This window comes from Dyadobacter ginsengisoli DSM 21015, assembly GCF_059568735.1.
Genome location: NZ_JCANTY010000007.1, coordinates 322,054 through 348,928, shown reverse-complemented (window position 1 = coordinate 348,928; position 26,875 = coordinate 322,054). Strand labels below are relative to the sequence as shown.

Annotated in this window: 19 protein-coding genes; 12 read left to right on the top strand and 7 right to left on the bottom strand. The window is 49.3% G+C overall.

What is annotated here, in order from left to right; all coding sequences use genetic code 11:
* The first annotated feature begins 45 nt into the window (after positions 1-45).
* Genes BP71_RS26295 through BP71_RS26285 form a run of 3 tightly spaced genes read left to right on the top strand, consistent with a single transcriptional unit; the run spans position 46 to position 3,743 of the window.
* On the top strand, positions 46-1,122 hold the full coding sequence (locus BP71_RS26295) for an NAD-dependent epimerase/dehydratase family protein (RefSeq protein ID WP_496384548.1): 1,077 nt from the start codon (positions 46-48) through the stop codon (positions 1,120-1,122).
* Positions 1,123-1,174: 52 nt separating this feature from the next.
* Complete coding sequence (locus BP71_RS26290; protein ID WP_496384547.1) at positions 1,175-2,122, top strand: glycosyltransferase; 948 nt, start codon at positions 1,175-1,177, stop codon at positions 2,120-2,122.
* Between the two features lie 7 nt (positions 2,123-2,129).
* A complete protein-coding gene (locus BP71_RS26285) occupies positions 2,130-3,743 on the top strand; it encodes a hypothetical protein (protein ID WP_496384546.1) in 1,614 nt (537 codons plus the stop codon).
* On the opposite strand, the gene BP71_RS26280 is transcribed toward BP71_RS26285, so the two are convergent.
* The 4 genes from BP71_RS26280 to BP71_RS26265 all read right to left on the bottom strand — a co-directional run bounded on the left by BP71_RS26280 (position 3,738) and on the right by BP71_RS26265 (position 8,629).
* Positions 3,738-4,181, bottom strand: a complete 444-nt coding sequence (locus BP71_RS26280) for an RrF2 family transcriptional regulator (RefSeq protein WP_496384545.1) — start codon at positions 4,179-4,181, stop codon at positions 3,738-3,740. The genes BP71_RS26285 and BP71_RS26280 overlap by 6 nt on opposite strands.
* A gap of 146 nt (positions 4,182-4,327) precedes the next feature.
* Positions 4,328-6,733 carry a 3-hydroxyacyl-CoA dehydrogenase/enoyl-CoA hydratase family protein gene (locus BP71_RS26275; RefSeq protein WP_496384544.1) on the bottom strand — a complete coding sequence of 802 codons (2,406 nt, stop codon included), beginning with the start codon at positions 6,731-6,733 and terminating at the stop codon, positions 4,328-4,330.
* Positions 6,734-6,771: 38 nt separating this feature from the next.
* Complete coding sequence (locus tag BP71_RS26270; protein WP_496384543.1) at positions 6,772-7,239, bottom strand: MarR family winged helix-turn-helix transcriptional regulator; 468 nt, start codon at positions 7,237-7,239, stop codon at positions 6,772-6,774.
* Between the two features lie 130 nt (positions 7,240-7,369).
* Positions 7,370-8,629, bottom strand: a complete 1,260-nt coding sequence (locus tag BP71_RS26265) for a TlpA disulfide reductase family protein (RefSeq protein WP_496384542.1) — start codon at positions 8,627-8,629, stop codon at positions 7,370-7,372.
* A 140-nt stretch (positions 8,630-8,769) separates the two neighbouring features.
* Between BP71_RS26265 and rsmH the strand changes: the two genes are divergently transcribed.
* The 5 genes from rsmH (at position 8,770) to mraY (ending at position 15,214) form a co-directional block, all read left to right on the top strand.
* On the top strand, positions 8,770-9,687 hold the full coding sequence (gene rsmH, locus BP71_RS26260) for a 16S rRNA (cytosine(1402)-N(4))-methyltransferase RsmH (RefSeq protein WP_496384541.1): 918 nt from the start codon (positions 8,770-8,772) through the stop codon (positions 9,685-9,687).
* A 171-nt stretch (positions 9,688-9,858) separates the two neighbouring features.
* Entirely contained in the window at positions 9,859-10,272 is a 414-nt protein-coding gene (locus BP71_RS26255; protein WP_496384540.1) for an FtsL-like putative cell division protein, read from the top strand.
* A 21-nt stretch (positions 10,273-10,293) separates the two neighbouring features.
* Complete coding sequence (locus BP71_RS26250; RefSeq protein WP_496384539.1) at positions 10,294-12,438, top strand: penicillin-binding protein; 2,145 nt, start codon at positions 10,294-10,296, stop codon at positions 12,436-12,438.
* An 8-nt stretch (positions 12,439-12,446) separates the two neighbouring features.
* Positions 12,447-13,928 (top strand): UDP-N-acetylmuramoyl-L-alanyl-D-glutamate--2,6-diaminopimelate ligase, encoded by a 1,482-nt coding sequence (locus BP71_RS26245; protein WP_496384538.1) that lies wholly within the window; start codon positions 12,447-12,449, stop codon positions 13,926-13,928.
* Positions 13,929-13,999: 71 nt separating this feature from the next.
* Positions 14,000-15,214, top strand: a complete 1,215-nt coding sequence (gene mraY / locus BP71_RS26240) for a phospho-N-acetylmuramoyl-pentapeptide-transferase (protein WP_496384537.1) — start codon at positions 14,000-14,002, stop codon at positions 15,212-15,214.
* Positions 15,215-15,327: 113 nt separating this feature from the next.
* Here the strand turns inward: mraY and BP71_RS26235 are convergent, their stop codons facing one another.
* Entirely contained in the window at positions 15,328-15,612 is a 285-nt protein-coding gene (locus BP71_RS26235) for a hypothetical protein (protein WP_496384536.1), read from the bottom strand.
* 100 nt (positions 15,613-15,712) lie between these two features.
* Here BP71_RS26235 and BP71_RS26230 point away from each other — a divergent pair, with 100 nt between their 5' ends.
* Positions 15,713-17,650 (top strand): SGNH/GDSL hydrolase family protein, encoded by a 1,938-nt coding sequence (locus BP71_RS26230; RefSeq protein WP_496384535.1) that lies wholly within the window; start codon positions 15,713-15,715, stop codon positions 17,648-17,650.
* 240 nt (positions 17,651-17,890) lie between these two features.
* On the opposite strand, the gene BP71_RS26225 is transcribed toward BP71_RS26230, so the two are convergent.
* Together BP71_RS26225 and proC are read right to left on the bottom strand one after the other, a co-directional pair.
* Positions 17,891-18,805 (bottom strand): DUF1338 domain-containing protein, encoded by a 915-nt coding sequence (locus tag BP71_RS26225; RefSeq protein WP_496384534.1) that lies wholly within the window; start codon positions 18,803-18,805, stop codon positions 17,891-17,893.
* A 66-nt stretch (positions 18,806-18,871) separates the two neighbouring features.
* Positions 18,872-19,675 (bottom strand): pyrroline-5-carboxylate reductase, encoded by an 804-nt coding sequence (gene proC, locus BP71_RS26220; RefSeq protein WP_496384533.1) that lies wholly within the window; start codon positions 19,673-19,675, stop codon positions 18,872-18,874.
* Between the two features lie 316 nt (positions 19,676-19,991).
* On the opposite strand from proC, the gene BP71_RS26215 reads away from it, so the two are divergent.
* From BP71_RS26215 to BP71_RS26205, 3 genes are read left to right on the top strand one after another with little or no spacing between them, the layout of a single operon-like run.
* Positions 19,992-23,414 carry a transglutaminase family protein gene (locus BP71_RS26215; RefSeq protein ID WP_496384532.1) on the top strand — a complete coding sequence of 1,141 codons (3,423 nt, stop codon included), beginning with the start codon at positions 19,992-19,994 and terminating at the stop codon, positions 23,412-23,414.
* Positions 23,415-23,459: 45 nt separating this feature from the next.
* Entirely contained in the window at positions 23,460-25,994 is a 2,535-nt protein-coding gene (locus tag BP71_RS26210; RefSeq protein WP_496384531.1) for a circularly permuted type 2 ATP-grasp protein, read from the top strand.
* Positions 25,984-26,859, top strand: a complete 876-nt coding sequence (locus BP71_RS26205) for a transglutaminase family protein (RefSeq protein ID WP_496384530.1) — start codon at positions 25,984-25,986, stop codon at positions 26,857-26,859. The genes BP71_RS26210 and BP71_RS26205 overlap by 11 nt, the downstream gene beginning before the upstream one ends.
* Positions 26,860-26,875 lie beyond the last annotated feature (16 nt).

Below are 26,875 nucleotides of genomic sequence, written 5' to 3'. Positions count from 1 at the left end.
ATCCAAATTTTTAGAAAAGAACAAGCAATTAAAAGTATTCTAAACATGAACATAGCTTTGGTAACCGGCTCTGCCGGACTGATTGGAAGTGAATCGGTTGCTTTTTTGGCTGACAAGTTTGATCTGGTCATTGGTGTTGATAATAACCTTCGGCAATATTTCTTCGGAGCCGATGGAAATACGGAATGGAACCGTAACAGGATCGAGGACGCTTATGGCAACTACAAGCATTATTCTGCAGATATACGGGAAGTAAGCCAGCTTGAACCTATTTTCAAGGAATACGGAACGGACATAAAGATGATCGTCCACGCAGCCGCGCAGCCAAGCCATGACTGGGCCGCCCGTGAGCCATTCACCGATTTCAGCGTAAATGCTACAGGAACATTGAATATGCTGGAAATGACCCGTCTGCATGCGCCTGAGGCCGTATTCATTTTTACATCGACTAATAAAGTCTACGGGGATAATCCAAACTACCTTCCATTGGTGGAACTCGAGACACGCTGGGAAATCGACGAGAACCACCCTTATTTTGTGAATGGAATCGACGAAAACCACAGTATCGATCATACGAAACACTCGATTTTTGGCGCTTCAAAGGTAGCCGCTGATATCATGGTGCAGGAGTATGGCCGGTATTTCGGCATGAAGACGGCTGTTTTCCGCGGAGGGTGCCTTACAGGGCCTAATCACTCCGGTGCGCAGCTCCACGGCTTCCTGGCTTATCTTATGAAATGTGCAATTACCGGAACACACTACACTATTTTCGGTTATAAGGGCAAACAAGTCCGCGACAACATTCACAGCCATGACCTGGTAAACATGTTCTGGCACTTTTACCAAAACCCACGCCCGGGTGAGGTGTACAACGCCGGTGGAGGCCGTTTTGCGAACTGTTCTATGCTGGAAGCCATTGCATTGTGTGAGCAGATCACCGGAAACAAACTTTCTTATTCTTACTCAGAAACCAACCGGATCGGAGACCATATCTGGTATGTGAGCGACCTCTCTAAATTCAAGTCGCACTATCCGGACTGGAATTGGGAATATGGACTGGTTGAGACACTGACCCAGATCCATGACGGAATTTCTTCCCGACTGGGAGTAAAAACGGTTTAAGTCATTCAGAGCCTCCGGAAAAACCCTTCCGGAGGCATCTTAACTCTCTCCCATGCCTGAAAATTTCGTCATTATTATTCCCCAATTCAATGACTGGGAGGCACTGAATCTGCTGATACAGAAGATAAATGCGGATTTAAATACTCCGATCCTTCAAAATACCACATTGCTCATTGTTGACGACTGCTCGTCCCGGGCGAGGACTCAGCCATTTGCTTCTTTCGGGGGGAAAGAACTGAAAGTAGTACGGTTGTACCGCAACCTCGGTCACCAGAAGGCCATTGCCATTGGTCTTTCGTATGCAGCGGAGCATATGAAAGCCGATAAGGTGATCGTAATGGATGCCGATGGCGAAGACGCGCCCGGGGATATCAACAAACTGGCCGCCCGATCCATTGAGGAGCCGGATAAGATTATTTTCGCTGAAAGGAACAAACGAACCGAAGGCTTGCTGTTCAAGTCATTCTACATTATTTATAAATATGTATTCAAGCTGCTGACCGGTAAAGTAATTACGTTCGGTAATTTTAGCCTGGTTCCGCAAAGCCGCTTGCAAAATCTCGTACGCGTTTCCGAGATCTGGAACAATTATCCCGGTGGCGTTATTAAATCACGGATACCGTACGATTCAGTGCTCACGAACCGTGCCAAAAGACTGGCAGGTGAAAGCAAGATGAATTTCGTGTCGCTTGTCTTGCACGGTTTGAGTGCTATTTCGGTCATGGTGGACACTACCGCCGTGCGTATCCTGATTTTCTCATTATTCATGTCGGGAGTTGCGATCGCATTCATTTTCTTTATTCTCTTCCTGAAACTGATCGGGAATGCGACACCGGGCTGGGCTTCTACATTGGGCAGCACGCTGATGATCCTGATGCTGCAGTCGTTTCTGATTTCGTTGTTTCTGGTGTTCATGGTGCTGCAGTACCGGTCTCAGCAGCATTTTATCCCGGCCGTTCATTACCGCGACTTTGTCGAAAAGGTAGAGTCGTTTAGCTAATCTGAGCATGATCAGTTTTGACAATTCACCGACCGTCTATTGGTTGATAGGCTATACATTAGCCTGTTTTGTCATTTTTGCCGCCTATTGCAAACCATTTTCATCCAGAGTTTATCTGATCGCTGGATCGCTGCTATTAGTCGCGATGCGTTTACCGGTGATAGTATTCAACCGGGAGCTCAACGTGGACGAGAGCCAGATGCTTAGCCATGCCATTACGCTCCTGCAAGACCCTGTATACTGGCGTTCTGTCGACGGGACGACGATTGGTCCGCTGGACAATTACCTGTTGACTGTTCCCGGGCTCCTAGGTTTTCAAATTGATTATATAGCCGGTCGCGCGATGGGCCTGCTGTGTGTGGCTGGTGCGTGGCTTTTGTTGTTTTCGGCTATCAAAAACTGGTTCGGAGAAACCACGGCACGCTGGGTTTCGGTCTTGCCGCTTTTTTTTCTGGCATTCACACAGGAAGTCGACTTCGTCCATTATTCGAGCGAGCAACTTCCCGTTTTTCTATTGGCGTTGTGCCTGTGGCTGCTTTCGCGGCTCGATCCTCAGATTACCTCGTCGAAGGCTGAGTTATATTTTCTCGGTTTTGTGGCGGGCGCCGTTCCCTTTGCGAAACTTCAGGCAGTACCGTTAGCAATCGTATTGGTTTTAGATGCGGCCTGGATTTGCTACCAGCAGTTCCGGCAGAGCAGGGACCCGCGTGGTGCATTGGCATTGGTTCTGGGGGGGCTTTCAGTACCAGTCCTTTTTTTAGTATTTACGATCAGCTTTCACGTTTTCAAAGATTTGATCGACTTTTATATTCTGGGTAATGCGATATATGCCGGGGGGAGTGGTTTTCTGAACATTCCATCTCAGTTTTCCAGGATTTTCCTCCTCACTCCCGATTTTCAACTTTTTACGTTGGTATTGATCGTCCCGATGCTAAATGGGCTGGTCCGGATCTTACGCTTCGCCGTGCCCGGGAAGAAAGACATGGGGCTTCCGCTTAGCATTCTCGCGTTGGTTATGGTAAGTGTTTTTGCTGTCACAAAGTCGGGGAACGATTTTATACATTACCTAAACTTCTGCATTATTCCGTGGACGTTGCTAGCCGCATATGGATTGTCCGGCCTGGGGAAGTGGTCGCTGGCATTTCCCGTAGCGTTGCTGGCGTGGTTCCTGGGGAACGATGCATTGCATTTTGTGAAGGAGCGGCAGTTAAATAGTTTTAACTCGGTAGAAGCTACGAAACTCCGGCAAAGCCCGGTGGTCAGGGAAATCCGGAAAAGGAGCCGTAAGGGTGACTATATGGTCGTCTGGGGATGGCAGTGCGGTTACTATGTCGAGGCACAATTGGCGGAGGGAACTGCCGAGAACCATTCCGAGCGCTCTATTTTTGAACATCCCATGCGCGAGATCTACCGGAACCGTTACATGTCGGATCTGGAAAGAACCAAGCCTGCATTTATACTGGATGCGGTGGGAAAAAATAGCGTCTGGGTGCAGGACAAAAAAACTCAGGGTATCGAAAGTTACCCTGAGTTAAATCAATATATCCGTAATCATTATGTCTTAGCCGGTGACTTCGACGATGTTCGTCTGTTCATCCGCAGAGAGCGCGCAGGTTTATGACAGGATATCTGGCGATGCGGCATTTTCAGCCTGTAATAAATCGTTCAGAGTTGTCTTGTCAAGTACTGCCAGGTTAGCGTCGCGCCATCTTTCGAGCACGGTGCGCAGACTGCATGTTTCTTCGTCCTTGCAGTCATCGCATTTGCCGTAGAAAAACATGGAAACGCAGAGCGCAGGTGCAATAGGCCCATCGATGATCCTTAGTACTTTGGAAAAATTGACTTCTCCCGGCGGTACCCGCAACAGGTAGCCACCGCCTTTTCCTTTTTGGCTCTGCAATACGCCGTTGTTCCGGAGATCAAGCAGGATTGCTTCCAGGAATTTCTTCGGAATTTTCTCTTTTTCAGCAATATAAGAGATCAATACCGGGCCTTTTCCGTATTGTTCCGCCAAAACTTTCAGGGCTTTCAGCGCGTATTTAGCTTTTTTTGAAATCATTGTTGATCAAATGGACTTTTGGGGTCAGCAAGCGTAAAGATGTACCGGTTTTGGGGAATATTTGCGTTGAAAAGTTCTAAATTTCGAATTTTCCAACAAATATCCTATCCAACAGAACATAAATTGGGTAAACAATAATTCCCTTATCAGTTTCGCGGTGGTTTTCCGCCGTTGAGCAGCCCCTGCATTCTTTCCAATGTCTTCTTCTCTCCGCAAAGGGACAAGAATGCTTCGCGTTCCAGGTCGATCAGATATTGCTCTGTCACCTGCTGCGGGTAGCTGAGGTCCCCTCCGTTGATCACATACGCAAGTTTACCGGCGATTTTCGCGTCGTGGTCGGTAATGTAATTAGCCAGGCGCATTTGTGTAATACCCGCCATAAAAAGCGCAATACCGGTTTTACCCTGTACTTTAATATCGTTCCGGTGCTTAGGTTGGGTATAGCCGTTTTCCGCGAGGTCAATGGCCGCCTGTTTGGCCTCGGCAATGAGTCTTGAACGGTTGAGCACAATCTGGTCCTTTTCCTGGAGATAGTTCATTTCTCTGGCTTCCTGGGCGGAAGTCGATACTTTGGCTTGTGCGATGTTCATGAATGCATTCTGGAGAATATTCAACTCGGGGTCACCGGTCTGGTAAAGATCCGAGCAACGGAGCGCCATTTCCTTGGTTCCACCACCTGCCGGTATCAGCCCCACGCCAAATTCTACTAACCCTATATAAGTCTCGGCATGTGCCACGACCTTGTCGGCGTGCAGGGTAAGTTCACAGCCGCCCCCGAGTGCGAGCGTATGCGGGGCCACTACGACCGGGATGGACGAGTAACGCGCGCGCATCATCGTTTGCTGGAATTGCGCGATGACCATATTGATCTCGTCGAATTCCTGTTCGATCGCAAACATAAAAAGCATCGCCAGGTTTGCTCCGGCTGAAAATGCTTCATTGGCTTCATTTCCGATCACCAGCCCGCGGAAATCTTTTTCTGCCATGCTGATGCTTTTCTGAATGCCTTCGATGACCTCTGCACCCATGGTATTCATTTTAGACTTGAATTCCAGGTTCAGGATACCGTCGCCGATGTCGTACAGATTCGCCCCTGCATTTTTCCAGACGATATTGTCCGAAAGATTACTCAGCAGGATAAAGCTGTCCTGACCCGGGACCTTTTGATAGGATTTAGAAGGGATGTCATAATAGAACCGCTTGCCTTTTTCCACTTTGTAGAAAGACTCGTTACCGGTGGAAAGCATCTCATAGACCCACGTTGCCGGTTTGAGATCAAGCGATTCCATGATTGCCAGCATATCCCTCACGCCGATAGCATCCCAGGTTTCAAAAAGTCCGTATTGCCAGCCAAAGCCTGCGGAAATGGCCTGATCTATGCGAAATATCTCATCTGAGATTTCTGGAATGCGAAAAGTGGCGTACCGGAAAATGTCTGCGAATGTCTTTCTGTAAAATTCACCTGCCTTGTCTTTCCCGGCAAGGAGAACAGCAAAGCGTTTGGAAACCTCACCAATGGCCTTAGTGCCTTCCAGCGTCTCGAACTTTACTTTGCCCGAAGGGACGTATTCAAGTGATTTGAAGTCGAGTGCCAGGATGACGGACTTACCTTTTTCGTCTTTAACTTTTTTATAAAAACCTTGCCCGGTTTTGTCGCCCAGCCACCTGTTTTCAAAAAGCTTTTGCATAATTCCGGGAAGAACAAATGCGTCGCGCGATTCGTCCTTTCCTTCGCCGGACGCATAGAGGTTGTTTGCGACATGAACGGTCGTGTCGAGACCGACCACATCCGACAGACGGTATGTTCCTGATTTAGGTCTGCCGGCCACAGGACCGGTCAGCTTATCTACTTCATCGACGGAGAGTCCCATTTCTTCGGCTACGCGTATGGTCTGGATCAAGGCGTAAATACCAAGCCGATTGGCAATGAATCCGGGCGTATCCTTGCACAACACGGTTGTTTTGCCCAGGAACAGCTCTCCATAATGCATGAGGAAGTCGATAACGCTTTGATCCGTTTTGGCGGTAGGGATGATTTCCAGCAGGCGGAGGTAGCGTGGCGGATTGAAGAAGTGCGTGCCGCAAAAGTTTTTCCTGAAATCGTCGCTCCGACCTTCTGCCATCAGGTGAATGGGAATGCCTGAGGTGTTGGAGGTAATCAGAGATCCCGGCTTGCGGAGCGCATCTACTTTTTCATAAAGACTTCTTTTAATATCAAGTCGCTCCACCACCACCTCGATGACCCAGTCGTAATGCTTGATGTCGGGCAGGTTATCCTCAAAATTGCCGAGTTTGATCCGGGAGGCAAATGCGGCGCTGTAGAGTGACGCCGGTGTTGCTTTGAGCGTTTGCTGAAAAGATTCGGTGACGATCCGGTTGCGGAATGCCGGGTGGTCGGTCGTCACGCCTTTTGCCTTTTCCGCATCCGAAAGGTCTTTCGGGACGATGTCCAGCATCAGGACTTCCACACCTATATTGGCAAAGTGGCACGCAATACGCGAGCCCATAATGCCGGAACCAAGAACGGCTACTTTACGAATGGAACGATTCATGTTACTCAGGTTGGTTTTCAGGATTTGGGTTGATGAGATTATGCCAGATCGTCTGCGACTTCTCCTGCCTTTAGTTTCTGATTTTCCTCTTCAACCAGCTTGTTTATGTCTTTGATCACGTCGAAAAATACGACCAGTTTGTCCAATGGTATTTTATCCCTGATCATGGTATTGAAAGAAATCACGCCTTCGCGGGCCAGTTCCCGCTTTTCTTTTCCGAGCTCGGTGAGTACGATCCGGACAAAGCGTTTATCGTTTTTGCTGACTTCCCGACGAATTAATCCTTTTTCTTCCAGGGTTTTGAGCATTCGCACCAGGCTGCGCGGCTCCATTCCCAGGAGAGGTGCTATCTTGGTGGCTGGTGTGCCGTTTTCGATATCGATGTTTAGCAGAACATAGCCCATAGCCATGGTTGTATCAAAACGGGCGGCATAGGCATTGTACATTCTGGATATGGAATGCCAGGCCCATTTGATCTGGAAATCAATTGTTTTTTCCTTACGCATCGTTTCAAAAAGCTATTGGTATCAGTTGTGCCCTCTTCACAAATGTAAGCAAAGTGATCATTATTATGCAAGCATACTAATTTGACACCAATAAAAAACACACCGCCTAACCGCCAGCGGCGTGTTCCTACTATTTTTCGCTGATGAGCTTGTCCATTAAGCTATTGAAATCGGCCACGAATTCATCATAGTACTTGCCTGTGCCGGGGCCGGAGAAACCCGTATGGATTTCCCGGACCTTCCCATGCTTGTCTATGAAAATGGTGGTAGGGTAAGACATTACCTTGTTGAGCATTGGCAAAGCCTTGGCAGTTGCGGCGTCGTTATTGGTTCCCGCCAGAACGATAGGGTATTCGATCCCCAGGCGTGTTATCATCCGGGCGATCTTGGGGTTTGAAATTTCAGGTTTGTCGGAACGTTCGAAAGCAAGGCCAATCACCTCTACACCACGATTTTTGTTCTTTTTGTACCACGGAGCCAGGTAGTTGGTTTCATCCATACAATTAGGGCACCACGAGCCCAGGATCTGGATGATGACCGGTTTGCCGGCAAAACGCGGGTCTTTCAACGACCAGGTTTTGCCTTTGGCGTCGGGAAACTCGAAATCCACGCTTTCGAAGCCCGGTTTCAGAAATGTGAGCTTGGTGGCGTCCGGCAATTTAGCCTGAGGATCGGGTTTGGCCGTCCAGGTTTTATACACCTTTACGCCCGACCACATACCGCCGTTCAAAGAGCCGTCCTGCTGAATGGCCGCTTTGAAAAGCATGGCATTGGAGCCATCGAATGTGGATAAAAAGAGGCTGTCTCCATTGACGCTTCCCGTCAGAAAGCGGTAATCGCCCGTAGGCGTCAGAAAAGAGCCCTCCACGTCGGTTCCGTGTTGTGTGAAGCTGCCGACTGAGACGGTCACATCGCCGGTAGTCTGGTTTTTAAAGGTCGTTGCCCATTTGCCGGTCACATTCCTGGAACTTCTGGCTTCGCCTTTTTCGAAAAACTTATAGTTCTCGCCCTGTTCGGCTTCGAACGGAAGCGAGCCCGCCACAACGCCATTGGCCAGGCGATAATAGGTTCCCTTCAGTTTATCGCCTTCGGGTTTGGCGACTATTCGGGAGTCAAAAAGCTGCATGGGGATCACCAGCGAATCATTCTGGAAATAGGTGCTGTCCATTCTCAGCTTTTCGGCCCCGTTAATGATATGGACCGTGTAGGTTTTGCCATCAGGATTTTGGGCAATATCCAGGATCAAAGGCAGTTTATGGGCCTCACGGCTCAAAGTGGCACGCCATATGCCGGTCTTGACAGGAGGTTCGTCTGGATTTGCTGAGATGGCTGGAAAGCCGGCTATTGTATATAAAAATGAAAATATGACAATCGAAAACAGGAGTTTCATACACAGTGGATTAGTGCTCTAAAAGGAGTGTGGTGCCAAAATTAATTCCCTTCCAGTGCGCAATTCCTACGCCTGAAAATCGCTAAGTTTGTAACTGCCTGTCGGCGGAAAATAGTTCCTCAGTACATTGCTTTTAACAAATGGATTCAGAAAGTACCTATCACGTTCCGGTCATGTTACACGAATGCCTAGAAGGCCTTCAAATTCAACCTGATGGCGTGTACGTGGATGTCACTTTTGGTGGAGGAGGCCACTCACGGGCCATCCTGGAAAGGCTCACAACGGGCAGGTTGCTGGTGTTCGACCAGGACCCGGATGCAGTCGCCAACGCGGCCGAATGGAAAGACGATAGCCGTTTTACATTCATCGCTGCCAATTTCAGGCATTTGAAACGATATCTCAAATTACACAAAGCCGAGAAGGTACATGGTATCCTGGCGGATCTGGGAGTATCTTCTCATCAGATCAACACACCGGAGCGTGGTTTTTCGACCCGGTTCGACGCGGACCTGGACATGCGGATGAACCCGGGCATCGAAAAGACGGCCGGCGAAGTGTTGAAAACGCGCTCGGCCGGGGAACTGCAGAGGATTCTCGGCATGTACGGCGAAGTGACCAATGCCCGTACCGCAGCGGAAGCGATTATTACCGCCCGATACAATTCATCCATCGAAACCGTTAATGATCTGAAAAGTATCCTCATGCGCTATGCGCCCAAGCACCGTGAGAATAAGTATTTCGCACAGGTGTTCCAGGCGTTGCGGATCGAGGTCAATGATGAGTTAAGTGTTTTGGAGGAGTTCCTTGCACAAACGCCCGAGGTGCTCGCACCTGGAGGCAGGCTGGTGGTGATGTCGTATCACTCGCTGGAAGACCGTTTGGTGAAAAATTACATTCAGAAAGGGAAGTTTTACGGAGAAGTTGAAAAAGACTTTTATGGGAACGAGATCAAGCCGCTGAAAAGCGTGACGCGTAAACCCATTGAAGCTAGCGTGGAAGAAGTTGCCGTGAATCCCAGGGCCAGAAGTGCCAAGTTGCGGATCGCGGAAAAGGTGTAATAGTACCGACTTTCTGTGAATGGTCAGGTATTGTCACTTATAGCCATTGATAGTGGGAGAGAATATCTACAACAAATGGCTCCTCCTGACTGTCAATCAAATGACTTCCGGCAATAAATGACTCCACCTGACCAAGCGCAACCGACCAAATACATAATGTACCGTTGAAACATGGCCGAGAACAAGAAAAGACCAAAACCGATACCCTCAAAACCACCCAAAAGGAAGCGGGAATACCACCTGTTTAACTGGTTGAACCGGTTTCTGCCGTTGGACAAGGTCTTTGGAGAGAAATTGCCTGGTCAGGAAGAGCGCCTGCCGGTCAAATACTTTTATTATTTCGGTTGGGTTATCATCCTGCTGGTCGCCTACGAGAGGATTGGTTTTCAATCGGAGGACTATGTGCGGAAAAGCATTAAGTTAAAAAAAGAGGTTGATGACCTGAAAGCAGAATATACTTCCATTCACGCTGAATACGAGCGGGCTGGTAAGCAGTCGGTGGTCGTGGAAAAAGTACAGGCTGAGGGTTTGGTCGAAAACCTGATCCCTCCGAAGAAGATCATTTTAAAAGAAGACGAAGAATAGGCCAGTTTGTCTCAACGCCCCATGAAAAACGAAATCGAAAGCGGTCAGAATAATAAGAAAGCGCTGATCAACCGGGCCCGCACCGTAGGCTGGTTGCTGTTTCTGCTGGCGATTATGGTTTTCATCAAGCTGATCCGGGTGCAGTATTATGATACTTTCAAGGGTAAAACCTGGGCAGAATACTCTGAAAAAAACGACCTAAAGCTGGATACCATTCCGGCCATGCGCGGGAATATCTATGCCAGTGATAACAGCCTGCTGGCGACTTCGCTGCCTTACTATTTTGTGGGATTTGATACCAAAGTCCCTGATTCAGCCTACTTCTATAATCACATCGATGAACTGGCAGGCTTGCTGGCCAAGAATTTCGGTGAGAATACGGCAGAGGGTTACAAAAGTAAGATCATGCGCTATCGGGTCAGTAAAAGCAAACGGTACCTGCGCCTCAAAGTCAAGGAAATCACCCATTTGGAACGTGAACGGATCAAGCAATGGCCGTTTTTTGCCAAAGACCGAAAAGGTGGCGGGGGGAAATTTGAGACGATCTACAAACGTTACAAACCGTTCAGCCCGATGGCCGACCGGACTATCGGAGGTACCGATCCCAAAAGCGGACGCGGGTACATTGGGCTGGAAGCCAGTTTTGACAAACAACTGGAAGGGAAGCCCGGCATTGGCTGGATAGAGAAAGTCGAAGGAGGGTTGAAAATTCCGGTAGGTGACGCGTTCAATGTACAGCCGGAAGCGGGGCGCGACATATACACCACCCTGGATATGAACTACCAGGAAAGAACCGAGATCGCATTGCGCAGGAAGCTGATGGAAATGGACGCAGACTTCGGTTCTGTTGTGATCATGGAAGTGGCAACGGGCGAGATCAAAGCAATGGCTAACCTCACCAAACGGGGGCCCGGCAAGTATGAAGAGGTATTTAACTATGCACTGGCGGGGAGCAACGATCCCGGTTCGACTTTCAAGCTCGCAACCATGATGGCGTTGCTGGAAGAGACGAACATGAACCCGGACCAGGTAACGGTGAATACCGGCACAGGAGCCATGAAATTCCGTAACCACACGATCCGTGACGCACATCGCGGAGGATTCGGAACGATTACGGCATCGCAGGTATTGGAAAAGTCATCCAACATCGGTATTGTCCTGTTAATGCAGCGATATTTTGCCTCCAAACCTGATAAGTACCTGCAATATCTCAAACAATTTCATCTGACACAGCCGACCGGTATCCATATGAAGGGTGAAAAACCTCCTTTGATACGCGACCGGAAATCGAAGCATTGGAGTAACTATTCCTTGTATTTTATGGCGCATGGCTACGAAATGCAGATGACACCATTGCAGACACTGGCTTTTTATAATGCAGTCGCCAACAATGGCTATTGGGTAAGGCCCATGATCGTCAGGGAAATCCGGAATGCTGAGGAAATTGAAGACAAAATTCCTCCTTACGTAGAGGAAAAGCCTATATGCTCGCCCGAAACGATCCGTAAACTGAAAAAGATGCTGGAAGGAGTTGTAAACAGCGGTCTGGCGAAGCACATCAAGAGCGATCTGTACGAGATTGCGGGAAAAACGGGCACCGCCCGCAAGCTGATCGATGGCGTTTACACCGAAGGAAAGAACTATACCTCGTTTGCAGGTTATTTCCCTGCCGACAAGCCTAAATATAGCTGCATCGTCATTATCGACAACCCTAAGAGCAGCGGCGCGGATTATACCCGATATGCCGGCAGCGTAGCAGCACCGGTTTTCAAGGAAGTAGCCGACAGGATTTACGCCTATGACGTCGCCATTCAGAAACCGGTGAAAGACTCGCTGCCTGAAAAATCGGAAGATGTGAAATGGGCGGGCTCTGTGGAAGACCTCAGCGTCATTAGCAAAACTCTGAATATGACACCCGTTACGGGCGAAGGACCGTATGCAGCGGCCTCTCTTTACAAAAAGGGTAAAACCAAATGGGCCTCACGGGAAATAGATTCACGTGACATACCGAACCTGCAGGGCATGTCTATGCGGGATGCCCTTTACATTATGGAAAATAAAGGTTTTCGGGTGACTTTCAAGGGGGCCGGAAAAGTGGTGGAGCAATCGCTGCCGCCGGGCATCAATAAAAGTGGGGCAAAAACAATCCTATTAACGTTACAGTAGTTCCTTTCATGGAAAACAATCAGGAAAAAAGCCTGGGCAGCTTGCTCGGGGAAGTAAAAGGAGCCGTGCTGCACGGTAACGCGGATGTAATTATCAAAAACATCATCCTGGATTCAAGAAAAGTTTTACCCGGAAGTCTCTTCGTAGCGCTGCGCGGAACACAGACAGACGGGCACCAGTTTATCAATACAGCCACCGGGCTTGGAGCAAGTGCAATCCTGTGCGAAACCTTGCCGGAGCAGGTAGAAGAGGGTGTTACCTACATTCAGGTGGAGGACTCCGCCGTGGCAATGGGTTTGGTGGCAGCGGCATTTTACGGTCAGCCTTCGCGGAAGGTCAAGCTGGTTGGCGTGACAGGTACCAATGGGAAAACATCGGTAGCAACCTTCCTTTTTCAACTTTTCAGGGCGCTGGGCTATCGTTGCGGATTGCTGTCGACAGTTCAGAACCAGATTGAAGATGCAATTATTCCTTCCACACACACCACACCCGACGCGGTAGCGCTGAATGCCCTGCTTGCCCAAATGGCTGCGAGTAATTGCAGCCATGTTTTTATGGAGGTCAGCTCCCATTCGGTAGCCCAGCATCGCATTACAGGCCTGCATTTCGCGGGCGGGATTTTCACCAACATCACGCACGACCATCTCGACTTTCACAAGACATTTGACAACTATATCAAGGCCAAAAAAGGCTTTTTTGACGCCTTGCCCAAGACCGCGTTCGCACTGGTGAACGTGGACGACCGCCGAGGAGCGGTGATGGTACAAAACACCAAGGCGCGTATCGAAACTTACTCTTTGCAGACTTTGGCCACATTCAAAGGCAAGATTATCTCGGATACGCTCGCAGGTATGCACATGGAAATCAACCAGCAGGAGGTTTGGTTCCGGGTCATAGGGAGATTTAATGCATATAACCTGCTGTCGGTATACGGGGCAGCCGTGCTTTTGGGCGAGCAGGAGGAAGCGGTATTGACCGAACTTTCTAATCTCAAAAGCCCTCCGGGAAGATTTGAACAATTCCATTCAGCGGATCAAATCGTGGGGATCGTGGATTACGCGCATACACCCGACGCATTGGAAAATGTGCTCGAAACCATTACCCATTTGCGGAACGGGAATGAGCAGGTCATCACTATTGTAGGTTGTGGCGGCAACCGGGACGCTGAAAAACGGCCCAAAATGGCCGCGATCGCCTGCCAGTACAGCAACCGGGTAATTCTGACATCGGATAACCCTCGCTATGAGGAACCGATGGATATTCTCGATCAAATGCAGAAGGGCATCCCGCCACTGGATTTTAAAAAGACGACGGTCATAGCAGACCGGCGTGAAGCGATTTTCAAGGCCGGGGAGGAAGCACAGGCGGGAGACATCATCCTGATCGCGGGTAAAGGGCATGAAAATTACCAGGAGATAAAGGGCGTCAAACATCATTTTGACGATAAGGAGGTGTTGTTGGAAGTGTTTGCAAACAGGGCAGCTAATTAAAAGTGACCTTGCTTTTGGCGTAGTCTATTAAAAAAACCAATTTTGCAGCCGTCATCCCAATAAGCTTCTTCATGCTCTATTATCTCTTCGATTATTTAGACAAACACTTCAACATTCCCGGGGCCGGGGTATTTCAGTACATTTCGTTCCGGGCACTCGGCGCGACGGTGCTATCCCTGTTTATCGCTGCGACCTACGGAAAGTCTATCATTAATCTGCTCAGGAGAAAGCAAATGGGGGAGTCGATCCGGGATCTCGGGCTGGCTGGGCAACTTGAAAAAGCCGGGACTCCTACCATGGGAGGCTTCATTATTCTGGCGTCGCTGCTGATCCCGGTGTTGCTGTTTGCGAAACTGAGCAATGTATATATCGTATTGCTCATCATCACGGCATTATGGACAGGCGGGATCGGGTTTCTGGATGATTATCTTAAAAAATTCAGGAACAATAAGGACGGTTTGCACGGCCGCTTCAAGATCGTGGGGCAGGTAGGTTTGGGATTGATCGTAGGAATCACCCTTTCTTTCAATAATAATGTTAAAATACGCGTTTACGACCAGCCGCTGCTGAGCTCTAATCTCGGTGAGGTCCAGCGGTATCGCGATATTATCCACCCGACTGTCACGACGATCCCTTTCATCAAAAACAATGAATTCGATTACAGGACATTGCTCTTCGGGTGGTTACCTGAGGAATATACCTGGGTCATTTACACTATCGTGGCAATCATTATTATTACTGCCATTTCAAACGGAGCCAACATTACCGACGGTATCGACGGACTGGCGGCTGGTGTTTCGGGGATTATTGCGCTCACACTCGGCGTACTGGCGTATTTATCGGGTAACACCAAGTTCTCGCAATACCTGAACATCATGTACATTCCCAATTCGGGAGAGCTGGTGATATTCTGCGCGGCCTTCATTGGGGCCTGCGTCGGGTTTTTATGGTATAATGCGTACCCCGCCCAGGTTTTTATGGGCGATACGGGTAGTTTAATGCTCGGCGGCGTTATCGCCGTAGTAGCGCTGGCAATCCGGAAAGAATGGCTTATCCCGATCATGTGCGGGATTTTCATAGCTGAGAACGCGTCGGTGATCATGCAGGTCAGCTATTTTAAATATACCAAAAGAAAATATGGGGAAGGGCGAAGGATATTCCTCATGTCGCCCCTGCATCATCATTACCAGAAAAAAGGCATTCATGAGGCCAAGATCGTGACCCGTTTCTGGATCGTTGGAATTATATTGGCCATTTTGACGCTGGCTACTTTGAAACTTCGGTAGAAGGGAGGGCCGGGAGAAGGGAAGAAAAGGAGAAGACATATATCAGATTCAATCAAAAGCCCCGGGCGTTGCGGCCTGGGGCTTTTGATTGATTTTTAGTCTGTTGATGGTATTTAACTATTCAGCTCAAGTAACATTTCTTCGGTGATCTTATTCTTTTCCTTGAAGTCGGCGAGGGTTTCCGTGAAAGTGGACTGAAGGTTTTCCACGTTCTGGAGATTTTTATAGACACCATCGTAAATCTCGTTCAGCGATTTGTCGAGATTCTGGACATTGACATTCATATTTTCCGTTTCGATCTGTCCAATCTTCTTGATCACGGCAGTTTCGCTATTCTTCAAATCCTCGATCTCGCGGAGAATTTTCTCCATCGTCTTAAACTTTTCGATCTTATCCATAAGTCTTTACAAGATTGTTTTCAAAGCACTTAGTTAAAATATCATACCAAAGCAGGAAGCGCCTGCGGTAAAACCAGTCGTTTTATTCCTTTTGATCCCTATGAAAACGAAAAGCTTCGCATGGCACTGGCTGGTGCTCTTCCTGTTGTCAGCCACTTGTATTTCAGCTCAAACGGCCGAAAAAACGAGTTACTGGAAAGGATTTGAAAAAGTGGAATTTACTTTTCAGGGCCGCAATGCCTGGTATGTAAAACCCCAAAAAGCAATAGATGGTAATCCCTGGGTGTGGCGTGCACATTTCCCCACCTGGCACACCGACATGGACAGTATCCTGCTCTCGCGCGGGTTTCATATCGCTTATGTAAACACCAACGACATGTTTGCGCATCCCAAGGCCATGCAGGTGTGGGACGGATTTTACGATTACCTTGTTCAGGAAAAGCATTTCGCATCGAAAGTGGCGCTGGAAGGGGTGAGTCGCGGCGGCTTGTATGTATACGGATGGGCGAAACGGAATCCCAACAAGGTGAGCTGCATTTATGCCGAAGCGCCGGTATGTGATCCCAAAAGCTGGCCTGGTGGCAAGGGTAAGGGCAAAGGCTCGCCCAAGGATTGGGAGGCCTGGCTGAAAATCTTTGACATGACCGAAGAGCAAGCCGCCAGTTTCACTGACATTCCATTGAACGACCTTGCCGGACTGGCTTCGTTCAAGGTGCCGATTATTCATGTCGTCGGATTGAAAGACGAGCATGCGCCTGTCGCTGAAAATACTGATCTGCTGGTTAAGAATTACCTCGCATTGGGCGGACCTGTGAGCGTGTACCCGATGACGGGCGGCGAGCAGACGCTCGAAGGCCATCACTTCCCGATCGAACACCCGGAGTTTTTTGCCAATTTCATCGAGCAGAATAGTGTGCCTGTCCAAAAACCGTTGCCGCACAAGTCTTACATTACCTTAAACAGAGGATTAGGTAATGCATTTGAAAAATTCAATACGACAAGAACGGGCGTTGTAGCATTCCTGGGGGGCTCCATTACCCATAACCCCGGCTGGCGTGACAAAACATCGCAATATCTGCGTGAACATTTCCCTGACACTGAATTCACATTCATCGCCGCGGGCATTCCCTCCCTGGGGAGCACGCCGCATTCGATGCGTTTCAGCAGCGATGTACTTGCCAAAGGCGTGCCTGACCTGCTTTTCGTGGAAGCAGCGGTGAACGACCGGGGCAATGGTTTTAATGAAAAAGCGCAGATCAGGGCTTTGGATGGCATTTTGCAACAAATGTACGCGGCTAATCCCAAAGCAAACGTGGTGATGATGGCTTTCGCGGAGCCGAAAAAGAATGATGATTATGAGCAGGGTAAGGAACCCGTAGAAGTAGGTGTCCACGAACGAGTAGCAAAACATTATGGCGCTGTTTACATTAACCTTGCAAAAGAAGTTTACGACCGAATCAAGGCCGGGGAATTTACCTGGAAATATGACTTCAAGGACCTGCACCCGTCGCCTTACGGCCAGGAAGTATATGCTCAGACCATCAAGGAAATGCTGAAAATGGAATTCCCCGCGACTGGCGACATCAAGCTGCCTATGCCCATGGACCGTTTCACCTACGATAAAGGCAGCTACCACAAGCTCGAAGAAGCCAAAAACCTGAAAGGCTTCGTCATAGATCCTGACTGGAAACCCAAAGTAAAATTCCAGACGCGACCTGGCTTCGTAAACGTTCCGATGCTGATTGGCGAAGCCGGCGGATCTTCGCTGGATTTTGAATTCAAAGGTCGTGGCGTTGGCGTTGCCATCATTTCGGGACCGGACGCAGGTAAGATCACTTATACCATAGACGGAAAGAAACCCCAGACGCTCGATACCTACACACCTTGGAGCAACCAGCTGCATTTACCCTGGTATCTGATGCTGGGTGATGAACTCCCATCGGGAAAACATAAGTTGCACTTGACTATTTCTAGCGAGAAAAATGAGAAGAGTGACGGGAATGCACTGAGGATTGTGCATTTTCTGGTTAATGAGTAGCGACTTTCTGCCAGTGGGATTTTTAATAACTTGGTGAAAATAACACACTGATGACTAAAGGAGATTTAAAAACTAGCCTGCATGCTGTAATAGACGGGATCGATGATCCGTCGGTGTTAGAAGTACATCTTTTTCTATTATCACAAGAGCTTAAATCTCAGGAAGACTTCCGGGACACTCTTGATAACCAAACCAAAGCCGCAATCGAGGAAGGCATAGCAGATGCTGATGCTTTATTAATTAACCCCGCGACGTCTGCGCTGTATAAGTACTCTCAAAAATCTTATCCGCATTCCCTGCTTCAAAACCATCGCGGCGGTGCTTTCTTTGGATTTCATTCGCCGGAATATTCAGAAATTCAGGTAGTACTTTCCGCTCTGCAAACTCCACGTACGAGCCGGAAATGCGCAGTTTTTCACCATTGGCAAACTCCGCATCCAGCATTTCGGCCACGGTAGCACTTTGGAGCAAGCCCTTGTCGGGACTTATCTTTATTTTCCCGCCTGAGGTATTGAGTTTAATACCATGTTTTTCAAGAAACTCATTGAACCGGGCGACAGTATTGTAGCCGTCGGGCAGGTTGTGGACACTGATGGTAAAATGGTTGAGGTAATAGCGGTTGTAAATCACCCATGCGGCGTATTCGCTTTCTTTGAGCAATGACTGATAGTCGGCTACTGTGGGAGTTCGCCACAATGGCTGGTGTAGAAACGCATCCACGGCTTCGCCATTGTCAAGATCGAGGGAGTCGACCGGGTCGGCAGTGACTTCGTCGGTGTAGCTGTGGATAATGCGCCGGCTGTCTTCGGAGAGGTCGTTTACGCGGAGCTCGCTCACGAAAATGCGTGGGTCTGATTCCCTTGACGGGCTGTACCACCAGGCATCGAGCTTTTTACCTTCGAAAAAATAATGGTCGCGCTTCTCGTAGCCATAATGCAGGAATATCTTCTCGAACGACTGCACGCCCAATTGCGGAACGCCCATCGTCCGGAACGCAATATGGTCGTTTTCGATGTCGCCGGTGTCTTTGACGATGCCTTCACGCACCATCGCGTCGAGGATAATGCCCACGTCCGGCACGCGTTCCTTGTACCGGCGCATGAGGCCGTTCAGGACAATGTCGAGTGTAGCTAATCTGCTGGCTGACGTTCCCATAATCGCAAAGTTTGATAATGTGAAGTGTTGTTCCGCGCAGAACATGATCGCCTGCGCGGGAGATTTTTATCCTTTCGACAATTCCGTCGAGCGCACCTGCGCCGCGAAAATGCCTTTTTCAAGCGTTTTATCAAGTTCACCGGCTTCGAACTGGCGCAATGCAGCCTCCGTAGTTCCTCCTTTGGAAGCTACGGCTTTGATCAGGTCGTCGAGCGATTTATCGGCGGTGTTGATCAGGTGATAAGAGCCCAGCATGGTTTGCTTCACGAGCAATGCCGCTACCGATTCTTCAAAGCCCATTTGTTTACCTGCCTCGATCATCGCTTTGACCACATAAAAAAAGTAAGCAGGCCCGCTGCCGCTCAATGCCGTCACCGCATTCAGCTGATCTTCGTCTTCGAGAAACACTGAACGACCGGTCGCATTGATGAGGTTTTCTATTTTACGCAATTGATGAATATCCACTTCTGGCGACGCAGAGTATGCCGTAATGCCCATTCCGAGCATTGCGGGGGTATTAGGCATCGCGCGGATGACAGCCTTATGGTCCAGTGCATTCTGAATGCCTTCAATGGTCACACCGGCCATGATCGATAACACGACCTGGTTGGGCTTGATGACCTCTTTGAGTGCTCCCGCGACAGAAAGGAAGTCCTGCGGCTTCACGGAAAGGATGATGAGGTCGTACTCGCCGATCTGCGGGCCGATAACGCCTGTGATGACGCCGGGCTGGAAGCTGGTCAGGCTGTCCATGCGGTCGGTGCTCTTTTCAACCAGTAAAAAGTCCTGGTTTTTGACGAGGTCAAATTTCAGGAAGGCGCGGGCGAAGGCCATTCCCATGTTCCCGCAGCCGATTATAGCAATTTTCATTTTTGGACTAAACTAATGGTATCGTAAGGATTTTAGCGAATTACGTAACTTTTAAGGAATTATCAGTCCTGGGGCGGGAGCTGAATAATTAAATGATGAATGAAAGTTCGTTCAGGCATGTTCTTTCCGGGATGTGTTTACTTTCACGCAGGAATCTGTCGGATAGGGATGATGTGACTTTTTTCTTGGAAAATAAAATTCCGTTTTGACCATTTGTCGGAATGATATATTTTGAAAAATAAGCTTAATGCATTTGTTTAGACTATCATATTTTCCTGATTGCCAAATTATCTAATTATATTGTAATACTCCTATTATGGCTATAAAAGTTGCTATTTCGCACAAAACAAGATATAAGTTCGACCGGAGTGTTTCATTATCTCCCCATATTTTCAGGTTGCGTCCCGCCCCGCATTCCCGCACGCCAATAGAAGGTTATTCCCTAAAAATTGCCCCGGAGAATCATTTTATAAACTGGCAGCAGGATCCATTCGGAAACTATCAGGCGCGGGTCGTTTTCCCGGAAAAGGCTACCGAACTGAGCATTGAAGTGGAAGTGATCGCTAAAATGCAGGTAATCAATCCGTTTGATTTTTTTGTGGAGGATTATGCGGATAAATACCCGTTCGCGTACGAGCATACCCTCGAAAAAGAGCTGGGCCCATACCTCGAACCACGGGAAGCGGGTCCGAAACTCATGGATTTTATCGGGGGATTGAAGATCGACCGTGATATTAAAACCGTCGACTTCCTGGTTTATCTCAATCAGGAGCTTTACAAGGCTATCCAATATAATATCAGGATGGAAGCCGGGGTTCAGACTTGTGAGCAAACGCTCACGATCCAGAGCGGTTCCTGTCGTGACTCGGCATGGCTGTTGGTGCAGGTACTGCGGCATCTGGGCATTGCCGCCCGGTTTGTATCGGGTTATCTGGTGCAGCTTACTTCGGATATCAAGTCGCTCGACGGCCCGTCCGGGCCTGAGGAGGACTTTACCGATCTGCACGCGTGGACAGAAGCCTATGTGCCCGGCGCAGGTTGGATCGGGTTGGACCCGACATCCGGGCTGTTTGCCAGTGAAGGGCATATTCCACTCTGTTGCACACCCGACTACGCAAGCGCTGCACCGGTTACAGGTGCTACCGACATCGCCGAAGTTACTTTCGAATTTGACAACAAGGTTTTTCGCATCCATGAAGACCCGCGCGTAACCAAACCCTATTCAGAAGAACAATGGGCATCGGTGATGCAGGTAGGTTATGATGTGGAAAAAGATTTGCAGGAAGGTGATGTCCGGCTCACGATGGGCGGAGAACCGACCTTTATATCAATCGACGATTTTGAATCGGCCGAATGGAACACGGCCGCAGATGGCGCATTGAAACGGCAACTGGCATACGATCTTTCGCTAAGGTTGAAAAACCGGTTTGCACACGGTGGCCTGCTGCATTTCGGACAGGGTAAATGGTATCCGGGAGAGCTTTTCCCACGCTGGCAGTATGCATTGTACTGGCGGAACGACGGCATTCCGATGTGGAAGAACGATAACCTCATTGCCAAGGAAGGACAGACGGACTTTACTTTCCGCGACGCCGAACTTTTTGCCACAGAGCTCACCAGATACCTCGGAATCGATACCAACAATATTACCCCAGCTTATGAAGACCCCATTTACTGGGCGATGGAAGAAGGGAAGCTGCCTGTGAATGTCGACCCGTTAAAAGTGAACCTGAAAGATTCGATCGAGCGCAGGACTTTAGCGAGGCTGCTCGAAAAAGGGTTGAACAATCCGGCTGGCTTTGTGTTGCCGCTGACGTGGGAAGAACGTGGAAAGCACTGGGCGAGCACCGCCTGGCAATTCAGGCGGAACAACTGTTTCCTGGTTCCGGGGAATTCGGCATTGGGTTACCGTCTCCCGCTGACTTCATTGCCGGAAGTGGCGAAAGAGCGGCGGGCGCAACCTGTCGAGCGCAGTCCGTTCGAAGACCTACCTGCTTTGGCCGACTATCAGCCCATCGTTCAGGCACGGTACGGATCGGTGGCGCCGACTTACGAATTGCCGCATAACCAGCAACCTGTGGAAGATGAGGAGAAAGAGAAAATGCAGGAAGATGAAGTTCAGAACAACTTGCTGTTTGATGTACCGGTGATCAAAACGGCGCTTTGCGTGGAGGAGCGGGATGGCATCATTTACATTTTCCTGCCGCCAACGGATTATCTTGAGCATTATCTGGACCTGATGGCGTCCATTGAAGCAACAGCGGAAAAGCTGAAAATGCCCGTCAGGATAGAAGGCTATCCAACGCCTTCGGATTACCGTGTCCAAAAATTGATCGTGACCCCCGATCCGGGCGTGATCGAAGTCAATATACATCCGGCCAAAAACTGGCAGGAACTGGTGGACAATGTCAGCGCATTGTACGAGGAGGCATTCTTCTCACGGCTGGGGACCGATAAATTCATGGTGGACGGCCGCCATACCGGCACCGGCGGAGGTAACCACGTTACCATTGGTGGTGCCAAGCCCGCCGACAGTCCGATTTTGCGCCGCCCCGATCTGTTGCGGAGCCTGCTCACTTACTGGCAGCATCATCCGGCATTGAGCTACCTGTTTGCAGGGCCGTTTATCGGGCCCACCAGCCAGGCACCACGAATCGATGAAGGGCGCGACGAACGACTTTATGAAGTAGAGATCGCATTCGACCAGATTCCGGAGCACGGCGAAGTCCCGTTCTGGATGGTGGACCGCATTTTCCGTAACCTGCTGGTTGACATTACCGGCAATACGCACAGGTCGGAGTTTTGTATGGATAAGCTTTATTCCCCTGACTCTTCGACCGGGCGGTTGGGAATTCTGGAATTCCGGGCATTCGATATGCCACCTCATAAGCATATGAACCTCGTCCAGACGTTACTGGTGCGGGCGCTCATTGCGAAATTCTGGAAGGAACCCTATAAGCACAAGTTGATCCGCTGGGGCACCGAACTACACGATCGCTTCCTGTTGCCGCATTTTGCATACCTGGATATGGTAGATGTGGTGAACGACCTGAAAGCCGCGGGGTATAACTTCGATATTTCATGGTTCGACCCGTTCTTTGAATTCCGTTTCCCGCATTATGGCGGCATTACCGTCGACAATATCCAGCTGGAACTCCGCCTGGGTATTGAGCCTTGGCATGTTTTGGGAGAGGAATTGTCCAATGCAGGAACCGCACGTTTTGTCGATTCTTCGCTGGAAAGATTGCAGGTCAAAGTGAGTGGTTTTGTAGAAGGGCGACATATTCTGGTCTGCAACGGCTGCCGTGTGCCGCTCCGTAGTGCCGGTATCAAAGGAGAATATGTCTCGGGAATTCGCTATAAAGCGTGGAACCCGCCGTCGGCATTGCACCCTACGATCGGCGCGGACGCCCCGCTGGTCTTTGATATTGTCGATACCTGGAATAACCGTATATTGGGCGGTTGCACCTATTTCGTTTCACATCCCGGTGGGCGCAGTTTCGACACCTATCCAGTCAATAGTTTTGAGGCCGAATCACGCAAGATAAGTCTGTTCCAGGGATTCGGGCACACTCCTTCGGCTACCCGCGAAGTGCCGATCATGGAAAAAACCACATCGGGTGTTTCCCGGTTTGTAGCCGAAACGAAAAAGGAAATGAAGGGCGACACACCCATTGAACTGATCAATCCGGAGTATCCCAATACACTGGATTTACGTAAATACTGGAAATCGAAATAGATTTGCAGCATAACCCTGTTTTGAAATATGCTTACCGAGGCTTCCGTGAATCTGCTACAATCTTATCAACACAGCCTGACTTCCTACGATGAGGTGCTGGATACAAACGGAAAATTGAAGCCGCACTGGCAGGCACTTTTCAATACGCTGGAAAAATTGGGTATCGGAGAACTTAATAATCGTAACCAGGAGATTATAAGCAAGTTGCGCGAGAATGGGGTTACTTATAATGTATACGGAAGCCCCGATGGCATGAACCGTCCCTGGCAGCTCGACCCTATTCCTTTCTTGATCGAGCAGAAGGAATGGAATGGCATCGCCAAGGGATTGCAGCAAAGGGCAGTGCTACTCGATCTGATCTTAAAAGATCTTTATGGGCCGCGTAACCTGGTCAGAGACGCGGTGATTCCCGCTGAGCTGGTATTTGAAAATTCCGGCTTCTTCCGTCCCTGTATCGATGTGAAGCTCCCCGGCCCGACGCAACTGACATTGTTCGCGGCGGATATGGCCCGTGGGCCCGACGGGCAGATGTGGGTCGTGGACAACCGGACGCAGGCGCCTTCGGGATCGGGATATACGCTCGAAAACAGGATCGTGATGAGCAAGCTGCTGCCCGAGCTTGCCGATGGGATGTACGTGAGCAAGCTCTCTCCGTTTTTCAACAGCATTCAAAACACCGTACTAAGGCTTTCCGATAAAAACAGGGATGCTCCTAACATTGTTTACCTTACCCCCGGACCAGGCAATGAGGCCTATTTTGAACATGCTTACCTCGCTTCCTATCTCGGTTATACGCTCGCGCAGGGTGATGACCTGCTGGTCCGTAACGGTAGTGTGTGGCTGAAATCCATTGACGGACTGCAAAAGGTGGACGTGATTATCCGCCGGATAGACGACGATTGGTGCGACCCCCTGGAATTGAGGGAAGATTCGCGGCTTGGCGTACCAGGCTTATTGCAGGCCATCCGTCTGGGTAATGTGCAGGTATTGAATCCGCCGGGTTCAAGTGTGGTGGAAAGTCACGCATTCCTGGCATTTATGGAGAATATATGTCAGTATTTCCTGGGCGAGAAGCTCATTATGCCCAATGTAGCCACTTGGTGGTGCGGGCATCAGAAAGAACTGACTTACGTGCTCGATAATATTGATGAACTCATCATCAAAAAAGCGAACCGCAAGTCGAAATTCAGCTCGATTTACGGACGTCTGCAAACGGAGGCACAGAAAGCGGAACTGAAAAGAATGATTTCTCAACGGCCGCATGAGTTTATTGCGCAGCAGGAGGTAAGTCTTTCGACTACGCCGTCGCTTATCAATGGTGCCATTGAACCGAGGTATGCTGCATTGCGGGCATTTATGGTGGCCGACGAAAATGGCTACCATGTTATGCAGGGTGGGCTTACAAGGAGCTCGGCTGTGAAGGACCGGTTTGTGATTTCCAACCAGCAGGGAGGTTTTTCGAAGGACACCTGGATTGTTTCGGACAAATCGGAGGAGCCACAGGAACGGATCGTGCTCAATACACCGGCGGCGGTGAACAAACATGTTTCTTTGCCGAGCCGGAGTGCCGAAAACCTGTTTTGGGTGGGGCGCTATTGCGAACGTGCTATGGCGGTGATCAAATTCATGAATATCACGATTAATGTCCTGAATCTCGACCGCAACTTCGGTGGGTCAGCCAAACAGGAACATATCAAGGTCCTTTTACAATCACTTACGCATGTTTCGGCCACTTATCCGGGTTTTCTGGACGGGGACGAAAAGCTGAATGATCCATATAAAGAAATAGCCATATTGATTTCAGATCCGTACCGTCCGGGTTCGGTGGCTTCCAATATCGGATTGTTCCTGAATGCGGTAGGAGCAGTGCGGAATCAGTGGGAGCTTGAAATCTGGCGTATTGTGGACCTGATCGATAATGGTTATCATGAATTACGGAATGTGTCGCATATGAACAATGCCAACATCCAGCGTACATTGGATGGCCTGTTCAACAATATGTTTACATTTCTCGGCGTGATCGCCGAAAGCATGCCGCGCGACAATAGCTTTCTGTTGCTGGAAACCGGCAAACTGATCGAACGGATTCTTTCGCGGATCAGCGTAATCCAATCCAATTTTGGAGTAAGCCGTGCGCCTGCAGTGGAAAACGAGTTGATCGAAGCCACGCTGATTAATCAGCATATGCTGGTCAATTATCGGCAGATCTACAAGTCACATTTAAGTGTGGAGACTATGCTGGATATGATTTTGCTGGAAGCAAGGCTGCCTTATTCACTGACTTACATGCTCGACGAGCTTCGGAAGAATCTGAGCGAATTGCCAGCCACTACCCGAGGGGAGCGGTTGAATGAGGCCGAAAAACTTGCATTGAGGGCTACGACTCTCATCAAACTCTCCAATATCCAGGAGTTGAGCAAATGCAATGCGGATAACGAACGGGAAGAGCTTTTCGGCCTGCTCGCAGAAGTAGCCCAACTGTTGAGTTCGGTATCCACCTACCTGACCAACCAGTATTTCAGCCATGCCTTGATACACCACTCTTTTGAACCCATGGACTACGATACGGATGAAGTATAAGCTGATCCATAAAACCGTGTACAAGTATGCAGAGGCCGTGAATAACTATCATAGCCTTGTATGTCTCACTCCGCGTACCATGCCAGACCAGCTCTGTCTGGGTTTTAACATAAAGATCACTCCTGAACCGGCTCAAATCAGCGAAAGGGTCGATTTTTATGGGAATACCATACACTATTTTTCCCTGCACTCCCCGCATAAGACTTTGACCGTGCTCACGACGGGTATCGTGGAGCGGCTGACCGAAAGTACGGGATCGTTGTTCATTCCGTCGTCAGTAAGCTGTGCAGAGGCCAGGCAACGGCTGACAGGGGACAGGTCTTTGAAAATTGCATTGCTGGAATACATATTGCCCAGTCCGCTTGTCAAATGGGATGCGGATGTCAGGGCTTTCGCGGGTGACTGTTTTCGTGACGACCTGCCTTTGTATGACTGCATTACAAGGCTTTGCCGGAAAATTTACAACGAGTTTGACTTTGTACCTGATTTCACAACGGTTAATACGCCGATCAGGGAGGTGTTGGCTACAAAAAAAGGGGTCTGTCAGGACTTCTCTCATTTGGCGATTGCCTGTATCCGCAGTTTCGGATTTGCGGCGCGGTATGTCAGCGGTTATCTGGAAACGCTTCCACCGCCTGGTAAACCTAAGTTACAGGGTTCGGATGCCTCACATGCATGGATATCGGTTTTCATTCCGGATTACGGCTGGTGCGATTTTGATCCGACCAACAATATTGTTCCTGGTGAGCGCCATATTGTGACTGCCTGGGGACGTGATTATAGCGATGTGCCGCCGCTGAAAGGGATTATATTCAGTTACGGGAAACACACACTTTCGGTCGAAGTAGATGTCATTCCTATGTAACGCCGGATCAGGCCGC

Bases quoted from the DNA above. Each gene is read 5' to 3' on its own strand.
- BP71_RS26295 (WP_496384548.1), top strand. From the start codon at position 46: ATGAACATAGCTTTGGTAACCGGCTCTGCCGGACTGATTGGAAGTGAA.
- BP71_RS26290 (WP_496384547.1), top strand. From the start codon at position 1,175: ATGCCTGAAAATTTCGTCATTATTATTCCCCAATTCAATGACTGGGAG.
- BP71_RS26285 (WP_496384546.1), top strand. From the start codon at position 2,130: ATGATCAGTTTTGACAATTCACCGACCGTCTATTGGTTGATAGGCTAT.
- BP71_RS26280 (WP_496384545.1), bottom strand. From the start codon at position 4,181: ATGATTTCAAAAAAAGCTAAATACGCGCTGAAAGCCCTGAAAGTTTTG.
- BP71_RS26275 (WP_496384544.1), bottom strand. From the start codon at position 6,733: ATGAATCGTTCCATTCGTAAAGTAGCCGTTCTTGGTTCCGGCATTATG.
- BP71_RS26270 (WP_496384543.1), bottom strand. From the start codon at position 7,239: ATGCGTAAGGAAAAAACAATTGATTTCCAGATCAAATGGGCCTGGCAT.
- BP71_RS26265 (WP_496384542.1), bottom strand. From the start codon at position 8,629: ATGAAACTCCTGTTTTCGATTGTCATATTTTCATTTTTATATACAATA.
- rsmH (WP_496384541.1), top strand. From the start codon at position 8,770: ATGGATTCAGAAAGTACCTATCACGTTCCGGTCATGTTACACGAATGC.
- BP71_RS26255 (WP_496384540.1), top strand. From the start codon at position 9,859: ATGGCCGAGAACAAGAAAAGACCAAAACCGATACCCTCAAAACCACCC.
- BP71_RS26250 (WP_496384539.1), top strand. From the start codon at position 10,294: ATGAAAAACGAAATCGAAAGCGGTCAGAATAATAAGAAAGCGCTGATC.
- BP71_RS26245 (WP_496384538.1), top strand. From the start codon at position 12,447: ATGGAAAACAATCAGGAAAAAAGCCTGGGCAGCTTGCTCGGGGAAGTA.
- mraY (WP_496384537.1), top strand. From the start codon at position 14,000: ATGCTCTATTATCTCTTCGATTATTTAGACAAACACTTCAACATTCCC.
- BP71_RS26235 (WP_496384536.1), bottom strand. From the start codon at position 15,612: ATGGATAAGATCGAAAAGTTTAAGACGATGGAGAAAATTCTCCGCGAG.
- BP71_RS26230 (WP_496384535.1), top strand. From the start codon at position 15,713: ATGAAAACGAAAAGCTTCGCATGGCACTGGCTGGTGCTCTTCCTGTTG.
- BP71_RS26225 (WP_496384534.1), bottom strand. From the start codon at position 18,805: ATGGGAACGTCAGCCAGCAGATTAGCTACACTCGACATTGTCCTGAAC.
- proC (WP_496384533.1), bottom strand. From the start codon at position 19,675: ATGAAAATTGCTATAATCGGCTGCGGGAACATGGGAATGGCCTTCGCC.
- BP71_RS26215 (WP_496384532.1), top strand. From the start codon at position 19,992: ATGGCTATAAAAGTTGCTATTTCGCACAAAACAAGATATAAGTTCGAC.
- BP71_RS26205 (WP_496384530.1), top strand. From the start codon at position 25,984: ATGAAGTATAAGCTGATCCATAAAACCGTGTACAAGTATGCAGAGGCC.